Consider the following 20555-nt stretch of genomic DNA (forward strand, 5'->3'; position numbering starts at 1 on the left):
AGGATGACTGCTGCCCACCGCGGGGAAGGCGAAGCGGCCGCGCCCTACGGCTCCGGACCGACGCGCAAGCGGGTCCGCGTCCACCACCTCCAGCAGCTCAAGGAGCGCGGGGAAGCGTGGCCGATGCTGACTTCCTACGACATGTACAGCGCCAAGATCTTCGACGAGGCGGGCATCCCGGTGCTGCTGGTCGGTGACTCGGCGGCCAACAACGTCTACGGCTACGAGTCCTCGCTGCCGGTGACCGTGGACGAGCTGCTCCCGCTGACGCGCGCGGTGACGCGGTCGGCCGAGCACGCGCTGGTCGTCGCCGACCTGCCGTTCGGCTCCTACCAGGCCTCCCCGGAGCAGGCGCTGACCACCGCGACCCGGTTCATGAAGGAAGGCCGGGCGCACGCGGTCAAGCTCGAGGGCGGGCGCCGGTTCGCGCCGCAGATCGAGGCGCTGGTCTCGGCCGGTGTTCCGGTCATGGCGCACATCGGGTTCACCCCGCAGCACGAGCACGGGCTCGGCGGTTACCGGGTGCAGGCGCGCGGCGATCAGGCCGAGCAGCTGCTCGAGGACGCCCGGGCGGTGCAGGAGGCCGGGGCGTTCGCAGTGGTGCTGGAGATGGTCACCGCCGAGGCGGCCAAGCAGGTCACCCACGAGCTGCGCATCCCCACCGTCGGCATCGGTGCGGGCCCGGACACCGATGCGCAGGTGCTGGTGTGGACCGACATGGCAGGCATGAACACCGGCCGGACCGCGAAGTTCGTCAAGAAGTACGCCGATCTCGGTGGGATCCTCGGCGACGCGGCCACCCGCTTCGCCCAGGACGTGCGCGACGGCCACTTCCCGGCCTCCGAGCACTCCTTCCACTGACGCACCACGCCCCGAATTCCCTGGTTTTCGTGGCCACGATTTCCAGGGAATTCGGGGTCGGGCGGGTCAGGAGTCGTGGTCGGCGCGGCGGGCCAGGACCTGGGCGTGGCACTGCTCCGGCGCGCACCAGCAGCCCAGCGCCCTTCCGGTCAGTTCGCCGGTCCTGATGCGGGCGAGGAGCTCCGGCTTCTCGTCCAGCCACTGCTCGTAGTGCTGGACCATGGCCTGCCGGTCCTTCTTGGCCTCGGTGACGAACGGGCTCGCGAAGTCGGAGGCCGGCCAGGAGTGCCGCGGCCCGGAGTGCCCCACGTAGGTCAGCAACCCCTGGGTCTTGAGCCAGGGCACCAGATTCTTGTGCGGACCGTTCTTCCGGACGTTCACCACGATCGTGTGACCGTCGAGCAGGGCCTCGCCGCGCTCGCGCTCGTCATCGCTCCACCGACTCGCTTCCTCCGGCAGCAACCTGACCACCTCCGAAGGGCTGCACCTACAGTTTTGCCCAAAACTGTCCCGAGGAAACGGACATGCTCTCGCGGTGCAGTTCTAGGCAAAGCTGTCACGCGGTCACACGTCCGTGATGCGCAGACCCGCGTGGGCCTTGTACCGGCGGTTGATCGCGATGATGTTGGCCGTGAAGGCCTCGACCTGGTGGGCGTTGCGGAGCCTGCCGCCGTAGATGCCGCGCACGCCCGGGATGGTGTCGGCGAGCTCGCGGACGACGTCGGTGGCTTCCCGGTCATCGCCCAGCACCAGCACGTCCAGGTCCACCTCGGGAACCGACAGATCCGCCAGCGTCACCGCCGAGACGTGGTGGAAGGCCGCCGTGACCCGCGACTCCGGCAGGAGCTGCTCGGCCTGCTGGGCAGCGCTGCCCTCCTCCACCGGCAGCGCGTAGGGCCCCTTCTTGTCGAAGCCCAACGGGTTGACGCAGTCGATGACGATCTTGTCCGCGAGCGCCTCGCGCAACGACTTCAGCAGCTCGTCGTGGCCCTCCCAGGGCAGCGCGACGAGCACGATGTCGGCCTCGGCGGCGCAGCCGGCGTTGTCCTGGCCGGTGACGTCACCACCCGCGATCTCGACGATCTCCGCCGCGGCCTGCTGCGCGCGCTCGGCGCTGCGGGAACCGATCACGACCCGCAACCCGGCCTTGGCCCACCGGATCGCCAGCCCGCGGCCCTGCGCTCCCGTCCCGCCCAAGACGCCGATGATCATCTCCCGCACTCCAGCCACGTCGTGGCCCCTTTCGCATCGCCGGTGATCTTCTCCGGTCCACGATCGACCCGTCCCGGCGAATATGCCACGCGTTGTGCGTCAAGCCACCTCGAACTCCACGTCACGGCGGTGCGTGTCGGCGGTGGCCAGGCGGACCCGGACCTGCTGGCCCTCGGTGAGCCCGTCGCCGGCGCAGCGAGCGATGATCGGCGGGTCGGCCACGAAGACCTCCCCGGCCACCCCGTTGGGCACGCGCAGCACCGTCGCCGGGAACTCCTCGCCCACCCGGTCCGCCAGCGACCACGCCTGGGCCTGCGCGATGCAGGCGCGTTCGACCTGCGCGGCGACCCGGTCCGAGCCGCCCATCGCCGACGGCAGCTCGGCCAGCGCCGAGGACGCCCAGTCCGGGACCTCGCGCCCCGCCGCGACCGCCAGGCACACCTCGGCGCCGTAGCGGTCGACCAACCGCCGCAGCGGCGCGGTCACGTGCGCGTACGACGCGCCGATGCCGGCATGTCCGGACTTGGCCGGAGCGCCCTCGCCGAAGGCGGTGTAGCCCGCGCCGCGCAGCAGCCGGGTCGCGGCCACGTGCACCGCCAGGGCTTCCGGACGAGCCGGATCCAGACCCGCCAGCGCGGGCGCGGGCGGTTGATCCGCGGGCCAGTGCACGCCCAGCTGGTTCGCCGAGCGGCGCAGCCCGGAGACCACCTCCGGATCCGGATCGGGCACCGTGCGCAGCACACCGATCCCGGACTCGAGCATCATCTCGGCGGCGCACATGCCGGTCAGCAGGGAAATCTCGGCGTTCCACTCCTCCACGACCAGCCGCGGCCGCAGCGCCAGCCGCCACCCGCCGCTGCCGTCGGACTCGACCTGCTGCTCGGGCAGCCCGAGCTCGATGGCGCCCCGCTGCACCGCCTGTTCGCGGCGCAACCGCCCGACCCGCGGCAGCAGCTCGATCGACGGATGCGCGCAGTCCTGCTCCAGGCCGCGCTGCACGCCCTCGTAGTCCAGCCGCGCGACCGAGCGCACCAGCGCGCGCCGCACGTCCACCCGCACGGGCGAACCGTCCGGGTCCAGGTCGATGCGCCACAGCACCGCCGCGCGCACCTGGTCGGGCAGCAGGCTCCCGGCGTCCTCGGACAACCTGGTCGGGTGCAGCGGGACATTGCCATCGGGCAGGTAGAGGGTCTGGCCGCGCCGCCGGGCCTCGCGGTCGAGCGCGCCGCCGGGCCGCACGAACGCGGCCACATCCGCTATGGCGTAGTCGATCCGGTACCCGCGCCGCCGGCGGCGAACCAGGACCGCCTGATCGAGGTCCTTGGCGCCCGGCGGATCCACGGTCACCAGCGGGAGATCCGTGGCGTCCACTCGAGTTCCGGTGGGCAGCGGCTCGGCTACGGTCTGCTCCACCTCGGCGAGCGCGTCGGTCGGGTAGTCGGCGGGAAGTCCCATTTCCCGGCGGACCGCGGAGAAGTCCTGCCCCAACTGGACGACGACGTCAACGCCACCCGGGAACCTCTCCGCCGCCGCCACGAGGAATCAGTCCTCGTCTTTCCAGCGGTCGGCCTCATCGGCCGCCTCGGTGCGCTCCTCGGCTATCTCCAGCGCGCGAGCGGCCGTCCGCTCGTCCGGATACGGCCCGAGGCGGTCGGCGGCGCGGCAGCCGGCCTTGGGCTCGACCTGCCGATGCTTCAGGCAGAAGTACCAACGTCCGCGCGGCATACCACGAGCCTCGCATGACCACCGCGCCCCTGTCACGTGCAGCGCACGGGTACGACCGGGATGTCCGATACGGGCACGGCGGACGGCCGCTCGGGACCCGCCGCCGAGCCCGCGGTTCTCGGCGAACCTCGTGGCCTTCCGCACCGGGGACTCCTCACCACCCGGGCGGCGGAGGCGGGCCCGCGGCGGGCGCCTGCGGGACGGGGTCCAGACAGGACACCAGCACCTGGTGGGTCTCCGGGTCCTCGATGATCCGCCCGTCGCGCATCCGGTACTCGAGTTCGCCGTCGTCGCCGACCTCCACGGTGCAACCGACCTCGGCCAGCTGATCGTCGTCCAAGTCGGCCAACCGCTCGTGGCGCGACGGCACGACCTGGTAGAGCGGCCAGGGGACGTGCCCGAACGCCTGGTGGAACTCGGCGAGCAGGTTGCGCATCTGCTGCTGCCACGGCAGCGGCATCGCCTCCGCAAGCGAACGCGGTAACACCGCGTAGCTCGCCGTGGTCGCGGGTGGCGCCTGGTCGAGGTAGTCCCCCAGCGGCGTCGAGGAGGCGGGTGGGCCGCTCGGCCGCGGAATCTGGTCCGGCGTGAACATGATCAACCCTTCCGGGAGGTCAGCAGGCCACCGCCATTGTTACCTACCGAGCGCCTCCTGCGGTGGGCCCTGCGGATTGTGGCGCGTCTCCGGCGGGCCGGACCGCCTGCGGAAGCAGCTCGCCACCGTCCCAGAGCTTCTCGATCTCGACGTTCTCGCCGCGCTGCGGCGCGTGCAGCACCTTGTTGTCCCCGAGGTACAGCGCGACGTGGTGGATGCCGTGCGGATCGCGGGCCTCCCCCCAGAACACGAGATCACCCGGTTGGGCCTCGTTCAGCGGGATGTACTTGCCGCCCTCGAAGTACTGGGTCTGCGAGTACTTCGGGATCTCCACCCCGGCCGCCTTCCACGCCTGCTGGGTCAGGCCCGAGCAGTCGAACGCGTGCGGCCCGACAGCGCCCCAGTCGTAGGGCTTACCGAGCTGGCCGCGCGCGTACTCGATGGCCTTGGTGGCCAGCACGCTGGAGCTGGGCAGGTCGTCGCACGCGGTGACGCCGGAAACATTGCCCTCGACGCTGACCAGGTGCGCCGCCATCGGCTCCCAGCGGTGGTAGCGCAGCGGGAACGCCGAGCGCTCCACGCGCTGCGCCGCGCTGCCGGGGCGCAGCTGCTCCCAGTTCGGGACCGACTGCAGCACGTCGTAGAACTTGTTGATCTGGTAGTCCACGTCCGAGAGCTGGGCGATCGAACCCCAGCCCATCGACGGCCGCATCTGGAAGATGCCCCGCGAATCCCGGTCGCCGTAGTCGAGGTTCGCCAGGTTCGACTCGGTCTTGCCCGCCTGGATGGCGATCTGCCACGCGCGCGGCGGCAGGTTGCGCTCCTTGCCGATCTCGATGATCCGCTTGGCGATGCCGACCGACTCCCGGTCCAGCGTGCCCGCGTCGCGCTTGCCGCGGCCCGCGCCGTCGCCCCACGGGCCGAGGTTGGCCGAGCAGTTCGACCAGCTCGCGCTGCCGCCACCGCCGACGCCGATCAGCAGGGTCGCCATCGCGCCCATGCCGATCAGCCCCGCGAAACCCCCGATGATGAACAGGAGGACCACGAGCTTGCGCATGTCAGCCTTCCTTGTTGTATTCGGCCACGCGCCAGCCTGCCTCGGTCTTGTTCAGCGTCACTCGCAGCGTGCCGACGTCGGTCGGCAGCTTGACCTGCATTACCCCCGGGGAAGCCGGTCCGACCGCCATCGGCACTCCGGTGACGGCGTTGCCCGCGTTCGCCGGGTCCACGGTGGACATCACGGTGTAGAACTCGTCGGTGGTGTAGGGCTTGAGACCCGACAGCCACTGCTGCTTGTCGGTGCCGGGCGGGTGGTTCACCCACGCGTCACCCCACTTCTCGGCGATCTCCACGCCGGCCGGGTCCGGGGCGACCTCCTTCGGCGGGGTGTCCGGCACCGAGATCGTCGGCGGCGACGGCGGGTCCTCCACCACCGCGGAGCGCTGCGGCGGCAGCGTGATGCTGGTCTGCGTACCGCCGTCGGCGACGGTGCTGGTCGGTGGTGGCTCGGGCAGCAGGAGACCGACGACCGTGGCCGCGCCGGCCGCGACCACGAGCGCGCCCAGCAGATGCTTGGGCGAACGCAGCGGCCAGCCCCAGAGCCTGCGGTACACCGCGGCACGACCGCGATGCGTCCGGATCGGCATCAGTTCCCCCTCTTGCGCTTAACCATCGGCGATCTCCAACCCCCGGGAGGGCCGGTAGACCACGTGCACCGGACGGCCGGACACGACCTCCCTCTCGGCAGGACGCGGCTCGCTCGGATCGGCCGGGCGGCCGGGCCCTTCCGTCGTGCGAGAAGGGACCAACACGGGATCTTCGTCGGTTCGATCCCATTTGGCATCCGCCACCGGGCTGGTATCAACCACACGGCTGGCGGAAGGAGCCTGCGGGAGCGCCTGAACCCCGCCCGGACGTCGTCCCGAGGGACCCGAGGACGACCCCGATCCCGGCAGCTCGTCGGCGGCGGGCGGATCCGGTTGCCCGGTGCGGTCCAGCCGCTCGGCGGTCGCGGACACCGACGGCCCCTCGGCCTCCGGGCGGCGACGCCGCGCCCGCGACTCGGTGAACTCGCTCTCGGGATCCATGTCCCGCACGTTCTCCCAGAAGTCGCCGTCGCGATCGCTGTCCGGACGTCTGCCGCGGAAGCGGGAGAAGATGCCCTGCGGCGTGCTGGACGCGCTGCGCCCGACGGTGCCCACCGACAGCTCCACCATCTGCGCGATGCGCCGGAACGGCCGGGCGATCATCAGGAACACCACGGTGATCAACGCGGCGAGCAGGATCTGGGTGAGCAGCGGGAAGCCGCGCGTGGGATCGAAGATCCAGGTGAGGATGAGCGTGTGCAGCCCGGCGAGCGCCGATACCAGCACCACGTTCAGGACCGCCGCACCGGCGACGCGGCCGATCGCGCGCAGCAGGTTGTGATACACGAGCGCCACGAGGCCGATCAGCGGCCCCGCCAGGATCAGCACCCGCAGCAGGACCTGCGCGAGCAGGATCGTCAGCTTGGCCAGCAGCTGGAACGAGGCGAACGCCAAGGACTGCGCCAGCGAGAGGGTTCCGGTGCCGACGCGGCTGCCGTCGATGCCCTGGAAGTAGCCGTAGGCGCTGCCCATCCTGGCCGCGACGTCCTCGAACTGCTGCTTCTTCTGCTCCGGGGATCCGGCGTCGGCGCCCTGCAGCACTTCGTCCTTGCTCCAGGCCTGCGCCGCGAGCAGCTCACCGCCGAGTTCCTTGGCCTGCGGGGAATCCGGGGTGCCGAACTCGCCGCGCAACCAGTTCCGGTAGACGATCTCGTCGTGCAGCATGGTGGGCAGCCGGTCGCGCTGGTCCACGCCCACCTCGGTGAGGAAACCGGCCTGCACGGCCGATGTTCCGGTGATCACCACGTCGTCGAGGGCGTGCGTGTAGACCAGCGGAGTCAGGTAGGTCGCCGAGGCGAACCAGAGCCCGGCAAGCGCCCACATGCCGCGCTTGCCGATGGTGGCGAGGTCGCCCTGCCAGATGTAGCGGAAGAGCACCACGGCCAGCACGAGCGCGACCACGCCGAACCAGGGCGCGAAAACGCTGGAGTACAGCGCGGAAGTGCCCGTGGAGATCAGGTCGTCGAACGGCCGCATCATGTCGCCGTCCATCAGCGCGTAGTGCAGCGCGTTGGTGGTGCCGACGATGTTCTTGGCCAGGTTGAACAGCTCGTTGCCCAGCCAGGTGTCGACCATCGCGTTCGGGTGCACCACGCCCTGCGGCCCGCAACCCAGGTCGTAGGTGTGCCAGACCATTCCGGCGTAGCCGTACTGGTCGTAGGCGCTGCCCGCGTCGCCGACGCCGTCCAGCGCGGGGTCGATCGCGCCGACCATGCCCGACCCCGGGCGCTCCGGGTTCGGGGCCTCCTTGCAGTCGAAGTCCTGGCCGAAGGCCGGAGCCGCGAAGAGGGCCTGCAACGCCAGCAGTCCGGCGACCAGGAAGTACACCCGGCCGCGGCGGCGCCCACCACGGCTACGGCGCAGCGACCACACCAGTGCCGCGGCGCCCAGCGCGGCCGTCGCCAACAGCACGCCGCTCACGCGTCGTCCCCACCCCGCTCGCCGCCGGGTCGGCGGGTCGAGCGCTCGGCGCCGTCGTCATCGCGCTTGCCGATGCCGACGCTTTCCAGCTCGAACTCGTCGAACGACTCGAAATCGTCCGCGTACCCGTCCTCGGTCAGCTCCGGTTCGGGGACCCGCGAGTCGGAGTTGACCCCGTCGCCCATGGTGGGCTGCAGCTGCCGCTGCTCGGACTCGGAGACCGAAGCCGGGGTCGTGTCCAGCGCATCGCGCAGGTGCTCCAGGTGCGGGCCGGAGAAGTCGATGCGGATCTTCTCCACGCCGCCCGCGCCGTCGCCGAATATGAACTGCCGCGGTGCGCGGTCGCGCTCGGTGGCGTTGCGCGACGGGCCGGGCCGCCTGCCGAGAGCCGAGACGACCTGCTCGTAGCCCGCGTCGACCGGGACCTTGAGCAGCCGCAGCGCGTCGGCCTGGGCCTGCTCGTCGTCGAGCCTGCCGATGAACACCGAGTCCAGCAGCGAGACGAAGCCCTGGATCTTGAGGAAGTCCGCGGGGATCTGGCTGGACAGCAGCACCCGCACGTTCCACTTGCGGGAGTCGCGAGCGAAGCGGTTCATCAGCACCCGGCCGGTGGGGACCTCGGAGAGGAAGAACGCCTCGTCGATCCACACGCCCTTGCGCTCGCCCTTCGGGCGCTCGTAGATGGAGCGCTGGGTCAGCCAGGCCGCCAGGTTGAGCATCTCCACGCCGAGCGCCTCGGCGTCGGTCCAGTGCTCGCGTCCGACGCTGTCCTTGGGCAGCGTCAGCCCGGCCATGGTCAGCACCGTGAGCCGGTCGTCGCGGGACTCGGAGTACGGGTCGGCGTCGTTCTCCGGGATCAGCAGCGCCATCCGCTCGCGGATCTCGTCGAGGAAGTCGGCCACGACGATCGCGTGCTCGTGGTGCTCGCTGGCGTCGCGGCGCAGCGCCTCGAAGACCATTCCCGGGTGCGCGTCCGGTCGCCCGCCGACCGCCCGGACCGCGCGCAGCAGCACGATCCGGGTCTGCGGCAACCTCGCCACCTCGTAGGGCAGCAGCCCGGTGAGCACGTCGAGGACCAGACGCCTGCGGGTCGCCGCGGCGAGCGCGCGCTCGCGGCGCCACCCGCGCTCCGGGTCCTCCTCGTCGACGAAGTGCTCCAGCGCGGGCTCGGCGACCACCCGGTAGGGGTTGAGGATGCCGGGCTGGGCGTTGAGCAGGTTGATGTTGCGCGCGTAGGGCTTGATCTCCGGCAGTTCGCACAGCTCGGAGAGCGGGCCCGACGGGTCCAGCAGCGTCCAGTGCGCTCCGGCGCGCAGCGTCTTGTAGACCATGCCGCCGCCGAGGAAGCTCTTGCCACCGCCCAATCCGGCGACCATGGCGGTCAGGCCGGATGCGTCGCGGACCTCCTGGGCCATCCACGGGTCCCAGGCCACCGGGCGCCGGGTCGCGGTGCAGGTCTCGCCGAGCAGGATGCCGCGCCGGTCACCGACTTCCGCGGTCGCCTGCGGCACCGCCGAGGCCGCCCACACCACCGAGCCGCGCCGCAGGTAGGCGGCGTTGGCCAGCGGCTCGCCCGGGATGAACTCGCGGGCCAGCGCGTACTGCGCCTCCGGGTGCTCGATGGCGATCTTGGGCTTGTAGAGGTCCAGGACCTGCTGGGCGAGCCGCAGCGCGTCGCGCTCGGTCGGACCGGAGACCGCGCAGCGCCACCAGGACTTGACCCGGGTGGCCAGCGCGGTGAACCCGGAGGTCATCTCGTCGTCGATCTCCAGCACCCGGCCGGCCTGCCGCTCCAGCGAGGTCGGGGGCTCGAGGCCGTGCTCCTCGGTGTAGTGCCGCACCTGGGAGCGCACCTTGTTCATCTGCCGCTGCAGCTCGCCACCGACGTCCTCGGGGCGGCGCACGTAGATGCGCGCGGACCACTCCACCGGAGCCGACAACCGGTCGGAGTGCTGCATCCACGGGTCGTCGATCTCCGGGATCTGCAATCCGTGCGTCTGCCCCACGGTCATCACCGCGACGTGCCGCGTGACGCCCGCGTTGGAGCCCGTGCGGCCGCGCACGGTCACCGTCGGCGCGTACGGCTCCTGGTGCATGTCCGAGGCGTCGGTGAAGGAGGCGAGGTCCTCGGGCTCCCACGGCGCTCCGGGCACCGCGGGCAGGTTGCGCGGCGCGGGAAGCCCCAGCGAGCAGGACCGGTGCATCAGCCAGGAGACCTCCTCGGCGGTCACCGGACGGCCGTCCAGCCCCGCGGAGCCGATCACCTGGTCCAGGTGCTCGATCTCGCTGTCCAGCGCCATCAGCTCGGCGTCCACGGCCTCCGGGAAGACCTTGCGCAGCAGCGGCGCGGCGGTCTCGACCGCGCGGTCCACGACGTTGCGGGTCTGCACCTGAACGCCCAGGTAGACCTCCTTCTCCGCCATGGAGCGGCCCATCAGCTGCTGCTGCTCGCCGACCATGTAGTCGTCGAAGCTCAGCGCGTCCTCGGAGTCGGGCAGCGGGTTGCGCGCGTTGTGCACGTGCGCCTCGGCCCACATCCGGATGGGGTACGGCCGGTTGGTCACCCGCAGGTGCATCCAGCGGCCCTGGAGCTCCGCGTACTGGCCCGCGATGGCCGCGATCAGGTCCTGGCGCTGCGAGTCGGAGCGAAACGACCAGCGCTGCGAGGAAAGCCGGTACCAGGCGAAGACGTCCTGACCGGTGCGCAGCAGGTGCCCGTCGATGCTGCGCGCGGCGATCGACGGCGTGTAGTTCGGGATCGACTGCTCGTCGCCGAGTCCCCTGGCGCGCTTGCGCTGCTTGGTGCTGCCGCCCTTCTTGCCCTGGCGGATCTTGCCGTTCGAGCCACGGGGGACCTGCTGTTGCTGTTCACGGCCTCGCCGGCGACCGAACACCGCGAACCTCCTTGCTACGCGTGCGCCTGGTGGGGACCGTGCCGCGAGCGGACTCGGCGGACCGCTGCGACTTCTGTCGGGACTGCTGCCGCGACCGCTGCGCGGACTTCGCTCGGGACTGCTGCTGTCTGGACGGTTGTCTCGACTTCTGGCGTTGCCCGGGACGGGGGCCGTCCCCGCGCTTCTGCTTGGGCATCGGGCGCCGCGAGCGCACCTTGAGCCGCGCCGCACCGGCCGCGCCGCCGGTACCCGAGGTCTTCTCGCGCGGCGCGGTCAGCTCCCGCATCCACATGGTCAGCACGGCGCCCAGCGGCCGCTCGTGGGTGATCTTCGAGGTGATGATCCGGGTGATCACGATCGTGATGACCACGGCCCAGGCGGTGGAGAAGAAGCCGAAGCCGATGTTCATCCGTCGCTCGGCGGCGAGCACCACCAGGAAGACCAGCAACCCCACGCCCCACGCCACGTAGCGAGCGCGCCAGGGGAAGGTGGCCTTGGGCGGCCCGAGCCAGACCGCGTCTACCCGGTAGACCTCGTCATCGGTGCGTATTCGCACGGGGCATCATCCGTTGGTGCTGAAGAGCTGAGCGATGAACGTGCCGATGTCGATACCGGCGTTGGTCACCGCGATACCAACGATGCCGAGCGCGACGAGCACGCCGCCGAGACGACGCATCACCCCGGCGTTGTCGCCCTTGCCGCCGCCGAGCCACAGCAGCAGGATCGCCACCGTCAGCAGCAGCAGCGGTAGCAGGTTGTTCAGGATCCAACCGCGAATGCCTTGGGTGCCCAGTTCGGTTTGCTGCGCGAGTACGTCGAGGTGCGCCAGTGTGTCCAGCGGCATGGCGGTCATCTCTTTACCCCTGAATACGCGGTGTGTCTGCGGGCCGGTACCTCGCGAGCCGGTGATGATCCGGCACGCAGGTACGAGTAGAACATGACAAGGTCACCAGAAGTAGTGGTTGCGGTTCGGGTGTGGCGGTCTCCGCCGCCCTCGCGGGATGCCCTTCACGCCACGAATAGGCCGTCCGGGCGCACCACTACGGAGGAATCTGTGCGGAATCGGCGCCCACCAGGCCGGTTCCCGGCCGAATTCGGAAAGCTGTTCACCCGCTTGCGAGCCCCTTCGTAACGCACCGTGATGTTGCGGTGGTTGAGTGGATTTCCGCACACAACGCCGGGAAAGCACCCGACCGGATCACCCGCGGTGACCCGCTCCCGGGCGCGATCACAGCGCCGATCTCAGGGTAGCGGCCCCGACACGCACCGCACCGCCCAGGGCGCCAGAAGTCCGGATCAGTCGATCAGGTGAGGTCAGAAGGCTTCTCGCGCGTTCCGGGCGGGTTTTCACCGGACAGCGGCCTGCAGCCGGAAGAAGCGCACTTTTCACTCGAAAGGGGCGCTAACGCCCGAGAAATGCCGAAGGAGATGCGGATGAGTCGGCCTATAAGCCGGATTCTGTTCCCAGCGACCTCGCGGCGCGCTGTTCGGTGACCATCTATCTGGTCCCGCCGTCGCCAGCGGGCTCGTGCGGCCTACCCGCGAACCTCGGACGAGCAGCCCTCGAACGTCCGCGCAGACACCGAGGTGCCCTCTTGGCCTTGCTCCGGGCGGGGTTTACCAAGCCACCCCGGTCACCCGGGGTGCTGGTGGTCTCTTACACCACCGTTTCACCCTTACCCGACGAAGCGCCGGGCGGTCTGTTTTCTGTGGCACTTTCCCGCGGGTCGCCCCGGGTTGCCGTTAGCAACCACCCTGCTCTGTGGAGTCCGGACTTTCCTCGACGGGCAGCGCCCGCCGCGGTCACCCGGCCAACTCATCCGCACGACCGAGTTTACCGCCGGTTCACCGGCGCCCCTCCCCCGCCTCCCACCGAGGCCCTCGCAGTTTTAGGGGGCCTTGCAGTATGCGGCGGAGCCGCACGCGGTGTGGGACTCAGCTCGCACCGCCGCGGGTTCTGCCGCGGCGTGTGGCGAGGACAGCCGCGATACCGCGTAGGCCGCTACTCAAGGAGCGGATCCCGCAGCCACGCGGCGCGGCAGGTTCCGCCACCCGCACCGCCACGCACACGGCAAACCGAAATGTCTCCTGAGGCAAAACTGTCACCACCGCGCGCTCGGCGGAGCCGCTGGGTCAGGAGTAGTGGGAGGTGTCGTTGACGAGGCGGACCGAGGTGTTCTTGTCCGGGTAGAACTCGACCGTGGAGAGCGAGGCCAGGTCGAGGTGCAGGCGGTAGAAGAGCTCCGGGCCCGAACCCAGGCCCATCCGGAGGAAGGACTTGATCGGCGTGACGTGGGTGACCACGATGATCGTCCGGCCCGCGTAGCGCTCCAGCAGGTCGTCGCGGGTGGCCAGGACGCGCTCGTGGACCGACTCGAGGCTCTCGCCGTTCGGCGGGACGACCGAGGGGTCGCCGATCCACTGGCGGTGCAGCTCCGGGTACCGCTCGGCGGCTTCGGTGAAGGTCAGCCCGTCCCAGTCGCCGAAGTCGGTTTCCAGCAGGCCCTCGTGGAAGTCCAGGGCACCGCCGGTGGCTTCGGCGACCGCCTCGGCGGTCTGCCGCGCGCGGGCCAGCGGCGAGGCGACGATCTGCGCGTCGCCCACCCCGCTCATCGCCGCGAGGCGGTTGGCCGCCGCAGCCGCCTGACTTCTGCCGAGCTCGGTGAGCTCGACGTCCACGCGCCCGGAATAGCGGCGGTCGACCGACATCCGGGTCTGACCGTGCCGCAGCAGCAGCATCCGAGTCGGCTCACCACCGAGGTACTGCCAGCCGGACGGCCCCCCGCGCGCCGCCTCGGACCGCCCACCGCCGGACGACCCGGCCGCCCCGAGCACCCCCGACCGCGCGGCCGTCTCGGCCCCGCCGGAGGCCCCCGGTGCCACGGACGGCACACCGCGCGCCGACTCCGTCTGGGTCGCGTCCGTCTCGGTCGCGTCCTCGGGCAGCTTGCCGTCCATGGCGTCGTTGGCCAGCCGGTCGGCGTGGGAGTTCTGCGCGCGCGGGATCCACTCGAACCCGACCCGGCCGAACTCCGCGACCAGCTCGCGCGCCTCGGCGACCAGCGGCTGCAGGTTGGCGTGCTTGACCTTCCAGCGCCCCGTCATCTGCTCGACGACGAGCTTGGAGTCCATCCGCACGTCGACCTCGGTCGCGCCCAGCTCGCGCGCGGCGCGCAAACCGGCGATCAGGCCGCGGTACTCCGCGACGTTGTTGGTGGTCTCGCCCAGATCGACGACGCGCTCGGCCAGCACCGCACCGGAGCGGTCCTTGACCACGGCTCCCGCGCCCGCGGGACCGGGGTTGCCGCGCGAGCCGCCGTCGGCCTCGACGACGACCTGAGCGCTCACCTCTTCTCCCGGACCAGGATCGCGCCGCACTCCTCGCAGCGGACCACGTCGTCCTCGGCGGCCTCACGGACCTCGTTGAGCGCACTGCGGTCGAGCTCGATGCGGCACGCGCCGCAGCGGGCGCCCTGCAGCAGACCGGCACCGACCCCGCGCTGCTCGCGAACCCGCTCGTAGATCTTGACCAGCTCGGCAGGAACCGACTTGACGATCAGCTCGCGCTCCTGGCGGTAGCGCTGCTCGGCGGCGTCGAACTCGGCCAGCGCCTCGTCCCGGCGCGCCTGGATCTCCTCGAGCTTGCCCTCGGCCTCGGTGACCGCCTCGCGGGACTTGGTCACGTTGGTCTCCAGCGCCTCGCGCTGCTCCATGATCTCGAGCTGCTCGTCCTCCAGCACGCCCTGGCGGCGGGTGAGGGTCTGCAGCTCGTGCTCGAGATCCTCCTGCTGCTTGGCCGGTCCACCGGAGGCCATCAGCTCGCGGTCGCGCTGCTCGCGCTTGCGGACCTGATCGACCTCGTTCTCCAGCCGCCGGACCTCGCGGTCGAGGTCGCTGAAGGCGGTCTGAGCGGTCACCAGCTCATCGCGCTTGGCCTGCAGTTCGCGTTCGGCCTCACCGATCTGCTCGAGTTCGGGCAGCGTGCGCCTGCGGTGGGCCACCCGGTTGAGCTCCGCGTCCGCCTCGGCGAGGTCGAGCAGGCGTCGTTGTGCGGTGGGGTCGGCTTTCACGCGAGCGCCCTCCCTGGGTTGGTTGCCGCACCGGCGTGCACGGTCCACGGGTCGGTGCGGCGAGTGGAAACGAGGACTTCGACAGTATCCGGCAGAGCCACCGCGACCACGTCGGCGGCCTGCTGGCACCAGGGCCATTCGCTGGCCCAGTGCGCCACGTCCACCAGCGCGGGGACCACGGTGCCCGGTACGCCGGACCGGGCCTGGTGCTCCTCGGCGGGGTGGTGGCGCAGGTCGGCGGTGACGTAGGCGTCGACGCCCGCGGCCGTGGCGGTGTCCAGGAAGGAGTCGCCGGACCCGCCGCTGACCGCGACGGTGCGGATTTCCCGGTCCGGATCGCCCGCGCCGCGCACGCCCCACGCGGTGGTGGGCAGGTTGTCCGCGACGCGCTGCACGAAAGCGCGGAACGGTTCGGGTTCGGGCAGCTCACCGATGCGGCCCAGCCCGGTATCGGCGCCTTCGCGGTGCGGCGCGAGCGGCCGGTCGACGCGCAGCCCGATGGCATCGGCGAGAGCGTCGGAGACTCCGGGGTTGGCGCTGTCGGCGTTGGTGTGCGCGCAGTAGAGCCCGATTCCCGCCCGGATCAGGCGGTGCACCACCCGGCCCTTGTGGTCGTCGGCGGGGACGCCGTGCACACCGCGCAGCAGCAGCGGGTGGTGCGAAACCAGCAGCTGAGCGCCGAAATCGATGGCCTCGTCCACCGTGGTCTCGGTCGGGTCGACGCAGAACAGCACGCGCTGCACCAACGCGTCCGGATCCCCGCACACGAGGCCGACCGCGTCCCAGCTCTCGGCCAGTTCGGTCGGGTACGCCTTCTCGAGCGCGCCGATCACATCACCGATGCGCACTGCCTCACCCACATTCCAATACATCGCGAAACGCCTTGACCAGCAGCGAGTTCTGTTCCGGGGAGCGAACGGCGACCCGGAGGTGGTCCGGGCCCAGCCCGGGGAAGGTATCGCCCCTGCGGACCGCGACGCCGCGGGCGCGCAGCTCGTGCCGCACCCGCTCCCCTCCGGGCACGCGGAGCAGCAGGAACGGTCCTTCGGCCGGCTCGGCGACCGAGACCTCGGGCAGGTCGGCGAGCCGGTCCAGCAGGTCCTGCCGGTGCGCGGCGAACTCCTCGGCGGCGCGCTCGGACTCGGCGACTGCGGCGGGTTCGCAGCAGGCCCGCACGGCTTCCAGGACGAGCGCGTTGACCGGCCAGTGCGGGCGGAGCCTGCTCAGCTCGGCGAGCAGTTCGGCGTCGCCGAGGGCGTATCCGGCGCGCAACCCGGGCAGGCCCCACATCTTGGTGAGGCTGCGCAGCACCAGCAGTCCCGGTTCGGCGCACCCGGCCAGCGACTCGCGCTCGCCCGGGACGGTGTCGGCGAAGGCCTCGTCGACGACCACCACCCGGCCGGGGCGCAGCAGCTCGCGGATACCCGCGGCCGGGTGCAGCACCGAGGTCGGGTTGGTCGGGTTGCCGAGCACGACGAGGTCGGCTGCCTCGGGAATCGCGGAGGGGTCCAGCCGGTAGTCGTCGAGCTGGACGCGCTCGACCGGCACGCCAGCGTCGCGCAGCGCGAGCTCGGGCTCGGTGAACGACGGGTGGACCAGGGCGGCGAGCCGCGGCTTCAGCGCGGGCAGCAGCGCGAAGCCCTCGGCGGCTCCCGCGAGAACGAGCACTTCATCGGGACTGCGCCCGTGCCGGGTCGCGGCGGCCGAGCGGGCGGCGAGGTCGTCGGCGGCCGACGGGTAGTGGCCGAGCTGGTCGAGGGCGCCCGCGAGCCGGCCGCGAAGCCACTCCGGCGGGCGATCCAGCCGCACGTTGACCGCGAAGTCGACCAGTCCGCGCTCCGCCTCGACGTCACCGTGGTGGCGCAACAGATCCCGATCAACCCGACTCATCCCTGGCAGTGTATGTAGTTCCCGGACAAACCCGTGTTGCGGGGCGGTGCGGGTGGCCTGCCCGCGGGCCGCCCGTACCCTCGGTGGACGTGCACATCAGCTTTATCTGTACGGGCAACATCTGCAGGTCGCCGATCGCCGACCTGGTCTTCCGCGAGGAGCTGCGCCGCACCGGGCTCGACGCGCAGGTCACCGTGACCAGCGCCGGAACCGGCGGCTGGCACATCGGCGAGCCCGCCGACCCGCGCACCTGCAAGGTGCTCGCCGAGCACGGCTACCCCACCGAGCACGTGGCGGCGCAGATCGACGACCGGCACCTCGGCGCGGACCTGCTGGTGGCGATGGACGCGGGCCACCTGCGGGCGGTGCGGCGGATGGTCGACGATCCGGACAAGGTCCGGTTGCTGCGCTCGTTCGACCCGGACGCCGACGGCTCCGAGGTCGCCGACCCCTATTTCGGCGGACCGAGCGGCTTCGACGACACGCTGACCATGGTCGAGTCGGCCATGCCGGGACTGCTCGAGTGGGTCCGGGAGCGGCTGTGAACGCGGCGGCGGCGATCGGGGAGCTCACCGGCCGGGAGGTCGTCGAGGTGCGACGGCTGGCCGGTGGGGACACCGCGTCGGCGTTCGCCGCGCGGCTGTCCGACGGCACCGAGGTCTTCGCCAAGACGTCGCCGGCCATGCCGGGTGCGGTGGAGGCCGAGGCGGCCGGCCTGCGCTGGCTCGCCGAGCCCGGCGTCGTGCCGGTGCCCGAGGTGCGCGGCAGCAACGCCGACTGGCTGGTCATCGAGCACGTGCCGGAGTCGGCGCCGACCCGGCGCGCCGCCGAGCAGCTGGGCGCCGGGCTGGCCCGCTTGCACGCGGCGGGCGCCCCCGCCTTCGGCTCGGCCCCGCCCGGTGGTCCGGCGGACGCCTGGATCGGCCTGGCTCCGATGCGCAACGAACCCACCGACGACTGGCCGACCTTCTACGCGCGGCACCGGGTCGAGCCCTACGTCCGCAGCGCCCGCGACAGCGGCGCGCTGGACGACTCGACGGCCCGGCTCGTCGACCAGGTCTGCGCCGAGCTCGACCGGCTCGTGCCGGACGAGCCGCCCGCCCGGCTGCACGGCGACCTGTGGAGCGGGAACGTCCACTGGTCCGACGACGGGGCCTGGCTCATCGACCCGGCCGCGCACGGCGGTCACCGGGAGACCGACCTGGCCATGCTGCACCTGTTCGGCTGCCCGCAGCTGGACCGGGTGATCGCGGCGTACGAGGAGGTCACCCCGCTGGCCGCGGGCTGGCGCGAGCGCATCGGCCTGCACCAGCTCTTCCCGCTGCTGGTGCACACCGTCCTCTTCGGCGGCGGCTACGCGCGCCAGGTCGCGCAGGCCGCCCGGAACGCGCTGCGCTGAGGGAGGGTAGTTCTGGTTTTGCGTGACGGTGCGGGTAGCGGGGCCTCAGACGCCGTCGGGCTCCGGGATCCGCGACTTGAGCATGTCCAATACGCGGCGCTGCGGCTGTCCTCGCCCGACGACGTCTGAGGCCCCGCGGCGGTGCCGACTGAATCCCACACCTGGAACGGCGGCTGGCGCCGCGAACTCAACAACCCCTAACCGCCGCCCAACCTGCCGGTCAGCTGTGGGGTGCGCGACGTCCGGGTGGGGTCTCGGCCACGGCGGTCGGCGGGGCCGCCTACCGTGGGGGCGTGCGTCTGAAGTTTCTGCTGCGGCCTCGCTGGCTCGGGTTGATCGCGCTCGTCGTGGTCTTCGCCACGTTGTGCTTCACGCTGCTCGCACCGTGGCAGTTCGGGCGCGACGCGGAGACCCAGGCGCGCAACGCCGCGATCCAGGAGTCCTTCCACACGCCGCCCAAACCCCTGGACCAGGTGCTGCCGCCGGGCCGGGAGATCGACGTGCGCACCGAGTGGGCGAAGGTCGAGATGCGCGGCCACTACCTGCCGCAGGGCGAGGTGCTGGGCTGGCAGCGGACCGTGCTCGGCGAGGCCGCCTTCGAGGTGCTCACCCCGTTCCGGCTGCAGGACGGCACGACGGTGCTGGTCGACCGCGGCTATGTGCGGCCGGTCGGCGCGACGCACGCGCCGTCCTACGCCGCCGCGCCCGAAGGGCCGGTCACGATCGTCGCCAGGGTCCGCGCCGACGAGATCGACCACGAGCAGCGCCCGCTGTTCGAGCACGACGGGCGGCGCTGGGCGTACGCGATCAACTCCGGCACGATCTCGCGCGGCACCGGCATCGACCTGCGCCCGGGCTACTTCACGCTCACCGAGCAGCAGCCCGGCGTGCTCAACCCGCTTCCGCTGCCGAGACTGGAGACCGGGCCGTACTTCTCCTACGCACTGCAGTGGATCACCTTCGGCGTGATGGCGCTCGGATCCATCGGCTACCTCATCTACTCCGAGCTGCGCCCGGGCGCGACGGCCCCGTGGCAGCAACAGCAGCAGGCCTCGGACGGCCCGGCCAAGCCCAAGGCGCGCAGCCGCAGGAAGTCGGTCGCCGCGGCCATCGCCGAGGAGGAACGCCTCGAGGCCGAGGCCGAGGAGCGCTCCCGCAACTAGGAGCTGCTCAACGGGTCGTTTCAGTTCGCGGCGAAGCCGCTGCTTCGAGCGTGGCACTCAGCCCGCACCGCCGCGGGTTCCCAGACGTCGTCGGGCGAGGACAGCCGCAGCGCCGAGCAGCCCGCTACTCGAGTCGCGGCTCCCGGAGCCCGACGACGCCTGAGGTTCCGTTCCCGGCACCGCCAGGCAAAGCGGCCCCTCAAACAGAAATCAGCGCAGGGCCGCCGTCGCGGCGGCTAGCGCGCCGGTGACCGTGCCGATCAGGCGGGAGAGCTCCACGCCGCGCGTCACATCGCCCGCGTCGGCGGTGCGTCCCTCGCCGAGCATCGGCCGCTGCTCGGCCACATCGCCGTAGACGGTCCGCCCGCCGAGGCGGATCTCCAGCGCACCGGCGAAGGCCGCTTCGACCTGCCCCGCGTTCGGGCTCGGGTGCGCCGAGGCGTCCCGGCGCCAGGTCCGCCACGCTCCCCCGGCCGAGCCGCCGACCACCGGCGCGCACGCGGCGGTGACCACCGCCGCCACCCGGGACGGCAGCAGGTTCAGCAGGTCGTCGAAGCGCGCGGGCGCCCAGCCGAACTCGCGGTAGCGCGGTGACTTGTGCCCGACCATGGCGTCGAGGGTGTTGGCGGCCCGATAGCCGACCAGCCCGGGAATCCCGGCGATCGCGCCCCACACCAGCGGCGCGACCACGGCATCCGAGGTGTTCTCGGCCACCGACTCCACGGTCGCCCGCGCCAGGCCCTGGCCGTCCAGAGCCGCCGCGTCGCGCCCGCACAGGTTGCCCAGCCGCTCGCGCGCGGCTTCCAGTTCCCCGGCCTCCAGCAAGCGCGCCATCGCGGCGCCCTCGTCGCTCAGCGACGTGCCGCCGAGCACCGCCCAGGTCACCACGCCCGTCGCGGTGGCCTCCAGCACCGGACCGCGGCGCGCGGTGCGCTCGACCAGCACGCCGAGCGCGGCGGTTCCGCCCACCAGCAGCCCGGTGTAGACGACCCCGGCCGCGCGGCGATCCCGGTAGAGCGCCTTCTCCAGGGACTGCGCGACACGCCCGAACAGCGCGACCGGGTGCCCGCGGCCCGGATCGCCGAACGCTGCGTCCGCAGCAACCCCGAGCAGGAGTCCGACCGCTCGCCCCGCACCCACCGGCACCTCTCCAATCACCCGAAATCCGCGAAAATCCCCA

20 protein-coding genes and 1 other RNA gene are annotated in these 20555 nt (G+C 71.7%); 4 read left to right on the plus strand and 17 right to left on the minus strand.

What is annotated here, in order from left to right; genetic code table 11:
* Positions 1 to 3: 3 nt before the first annotated feature.
* On the plus strand, positions 4 to 861 hold the full coding sequence (gene panB / locus ABD289_RS14110) for a 3-methyl-2-oxobutanoate hydroxymethyltransferase (protein WP_344131464.1): 858 nt from the start codon (positions 4 to 6) through the stop codon (positions 859 to 861).
* Between the two features lie 66 nt (positions 862 to 927).
* Here panB and ABD289_RS14115 read toward each other — a convergent pair whose 3' ends face one another.
* The 16 genes from ABD289_RS14115 to cobC form a co-directional block, all read right to left on the minus strand.
* Entirely contained in the window at positions 928 to 1323 is a 396-nt protein-coding gene (locus ABD289_RS14115) for a DUF4326 domain-containing protein (RefSeq protein ID WP_344131467.1), read from the minus strand.
* A gap of 102 nt (positions 1324 to 1425) precedes the next feature.
* Positions 1426 to 2091 carry an NADPH-dependent F420 reductase gene (gene npdG / locus ABD289_RS14120; protein WP_344131471.1) on the minus strand — a complete coding sequence of 222 codons (666 nt, stop codon included), beginning with the start codon at positions 2089 to 2091 and terminating at the stop codon, positions 1426 to 1428.
* A gap of 81 nt (positions 2092 to 2172) precedes the next feature.
* Positions 2173 to 3609 carry an RNB domain-containing ribonuclease gene (locus ABD289_RS14125; RefSeq protein WP_425564677.1) on the minus strand — a complete coding sequence of 479 codons (1437 nt, stop codon included), beginning with the start codon at positions 3607 to 3609 and terminating at the stop codon, positions 2173 to 2175.
* 6 nt (positions 3610 to 3615) lie between these two features.
* Entirely contained in the window at positions 3616 to 3798 is a 183-nt protein-coding gene (locus ABD289_RS14130; protein WP_344131474.1) for a hypothetical protein, read from the minus strand.
* Between the two features lie 154 nt (positions 3799 to 3952).
* Positions 3953 to 4393, minus strand: coding sequence for a hypothetical protein (locus ABD289_RS14135; protein ID WP_344131477.1), 441 nt, complete (start codon positions 4391 to 4393; stop codon positions 3953 to 3955).
* 43 nt (positions 4394 to 4436) lie between these two features.
* Positions 4437 to 5450, minus strand: coding sequence for a C40 family peptidase (locus ABD289_RS14140; RefSeq protein WP_344131480.1), 1014 nt, complete (start codon positions 5448 to 5450; stop codon positions 4437 to 4439).
* 1 nt (position 5451) lies between these two features.
* Positions 5452 to 6039 (minus strand): hypothetical protein, encoded by a 588-nt coding sequence (locus ABD289_RS14145; RefSeq protein ID WP_344131483.1) that lies wholly within the window; start codon positions 6037 to 6039, stop codon positions 5452 to 5454.
* Positions 6040 to 6057: 18 nt separating this feature from the next.
* Positions 6058 to 7959 carry a hypothetical protein gene (locus tag ABD289_RS14150; RefSeq protein WP_344131486.1) on the minus strand — a complete coding sequence of 634 codons (1902 nt, stop codon included), beginning with the start codon at positions 7957 to 7959 and terminating at the stop codon, positions 6058 to 6060.
* Positions 7956 to 10853, minus strand: coding sequence for an ATP-binding protein (locus ABD289_RS14155; RefSeq protein WP_344131489.1), 2898 nt, complete (start codon positions 10851 to 10853; stop codon positions 7956 to 7958). The genes ABD289_RS14150 and ABD289_RS14155 overlap by 4 nt, the downstream gene beginning before the upstream one ends.
* Positions 10828 to 11409, minus strand: coding sequence for a hypothetical protein (locus ABD289_RS14160; RefSeq protein ID WP_344131492.1), 582 nt, complete (start codon positions 11407 to 11409; stop codon positions 10828 to 10830). Before ABD289_RS14160 ends, ABD289_RS14155 begins: the two co-directional genes overlap by 26 nt.
* A gap of 6 nt (positions 11410 to 11415) precedes the next feature.
* The gene (locus ABD289_RS14165; RefSeq protein ID WP_344131495.1) at positions 11416 to 11706 is read right to left on the minus strand and encodes a hypothetical protein; all 291 of its coding nucleotides are present in this window, start codon (positions 11704 to 11706) and stop codon (positions 11416 to 11418) included.
* Between the two features lie 578 nt (positions 11707 to 12284).
* Positions 12285 to 12672, minus strand: an RNA gene (gene rnpB / locus ABD289_RS14170) — RNase P RNA component class A.
* A 314-nt stretch (positions 12673 to 12986) separates the two neighbouring features.
* On the minus strand, positions 12987 to 14201 hold the full coding sequence (locus ABD289_RS14175; RefSeq protein ID WP_344131498.1) for a bifunctional RNase H/acid phosphatase: 1215 nt from the start codon (positions 14199 to 14201) through the stop codon (positions 12987 to 12989).
* Positions 14198 to 14923, minus strand: coding sequence for a zinc ribbon domain-containing protein (locus ABD289_RS14180; RefSeq protein WP_344131501.1), 726 nt, complete (start codon positions 14921 to 14923; stop codon positions 14198 to 14200). Before ABD289_RS14180 ends, ABD289_RS14175 begins: the two co-directional genes overlap by 4 nt.
* Positions 14920 to 15771: a Nif3-like dinuclear metal center hexameric protein gene (locus ABD289_RS14185; protein ID WP_344131504.1), complete on the minus strand. Its 852-nt coding sequence runs from the start codon at positions 15769 to 15771 to the stop codon at positions 14920 to 14922. The genes ABD289_RS14180 and ABD289_RS14185 overlap by 4 nt, the downstream gene beginning before the upstream one ends.
* Before the next feature lie 4 nt (positions 15772 to 15775).
* Positions 15776 to 16813, minus strand: a complete 1038-nt coding sequence (gene cobC / locus ABD289_RS14190) for an Rv2231c family histidinol phosphate aminotransferase CobC (protein ID WP_344131507.1) — start codon at positions 16811 to 16813, stop codon at positions 15776 to 15778.
* 89 nt (positions 16814 to 16902) lie between these two features.
* Here cobC and ABD289_RS14195 point away from each other — a divergent pair, with 89 nt between their 5' ends.
* The 3 genes from ABD289_RS14195 (at position 16903) to ABD289_RS14205 (ending at position 19375) form a co-directional block, all read left to right on the plus strand.
* Positions 16903 to 17358: a low molecular weight protein-tyrosine-phosphatase gene (locus ABD289_RS14195; RefSeq protein WP_344131510.1), complete on the plus strand. Its 456-nt coding sequence runs from the start codon at positions 16903 to 16905 to the stop codon at positions 17356 to 17358.
* A complete protein-coding gene (locus ABD289_RS14200) occupies positions 17355 to 18212 on the plus strand; it encodes a fructosamine kinase family protein (RefSeq protein ID WP_344131513.1) in 858 nt (285 codons plus the stop codon). The genes ABD289_RS14195 and ABD289_RS14200 overlap by 4 nt, the downstream gene beginning before the upstream one ends.
* Before the next feature lie 293 nt (positions 18213 to 18505).
* On the plus strand, positions 18506 to 19375 hold the full coding sequence (locus ABD289_RS14205) for an SURF1 family cytochrome oxidase biogenesis protein (protein WP_344131516.1): 870 nt from the start codon (positions 18506 to 18508) through the stop codon (positions 19373 to 19375).
* Between the two features lie 210 nt (positions 19376 to 19585).
* Here the strand turns inward: ABD289_RS14205 and ABD289_RS14210 are convergent, their stop codons facing one another.
* The gene (locus ABD289_RS14210; protein ID WP_344132070.1) at positions 19586 to 20515 is read right to left on the minus strand and encodes a cobalamin biosynthesis protein; all 930 of its coding nucleotides are present in this window, start codon (positions 20513 to 20515) and stop codon (positions 19586 to 19588) included.
* Positions 20516 to 20555 lie beyond the last annotated feature (40 nt).

The sequence above is a fragment of the Saccharopolyspora halophila genome (assembly GCF_039531955.1).
Classification (GTDB): domain Bacteria; phylum Actinomycetota; class Actinomycetes; order Mycobacteriales; family Pseudonocardiaceae; genus Saccharopolyspora; species Saccharopolyspora halophila.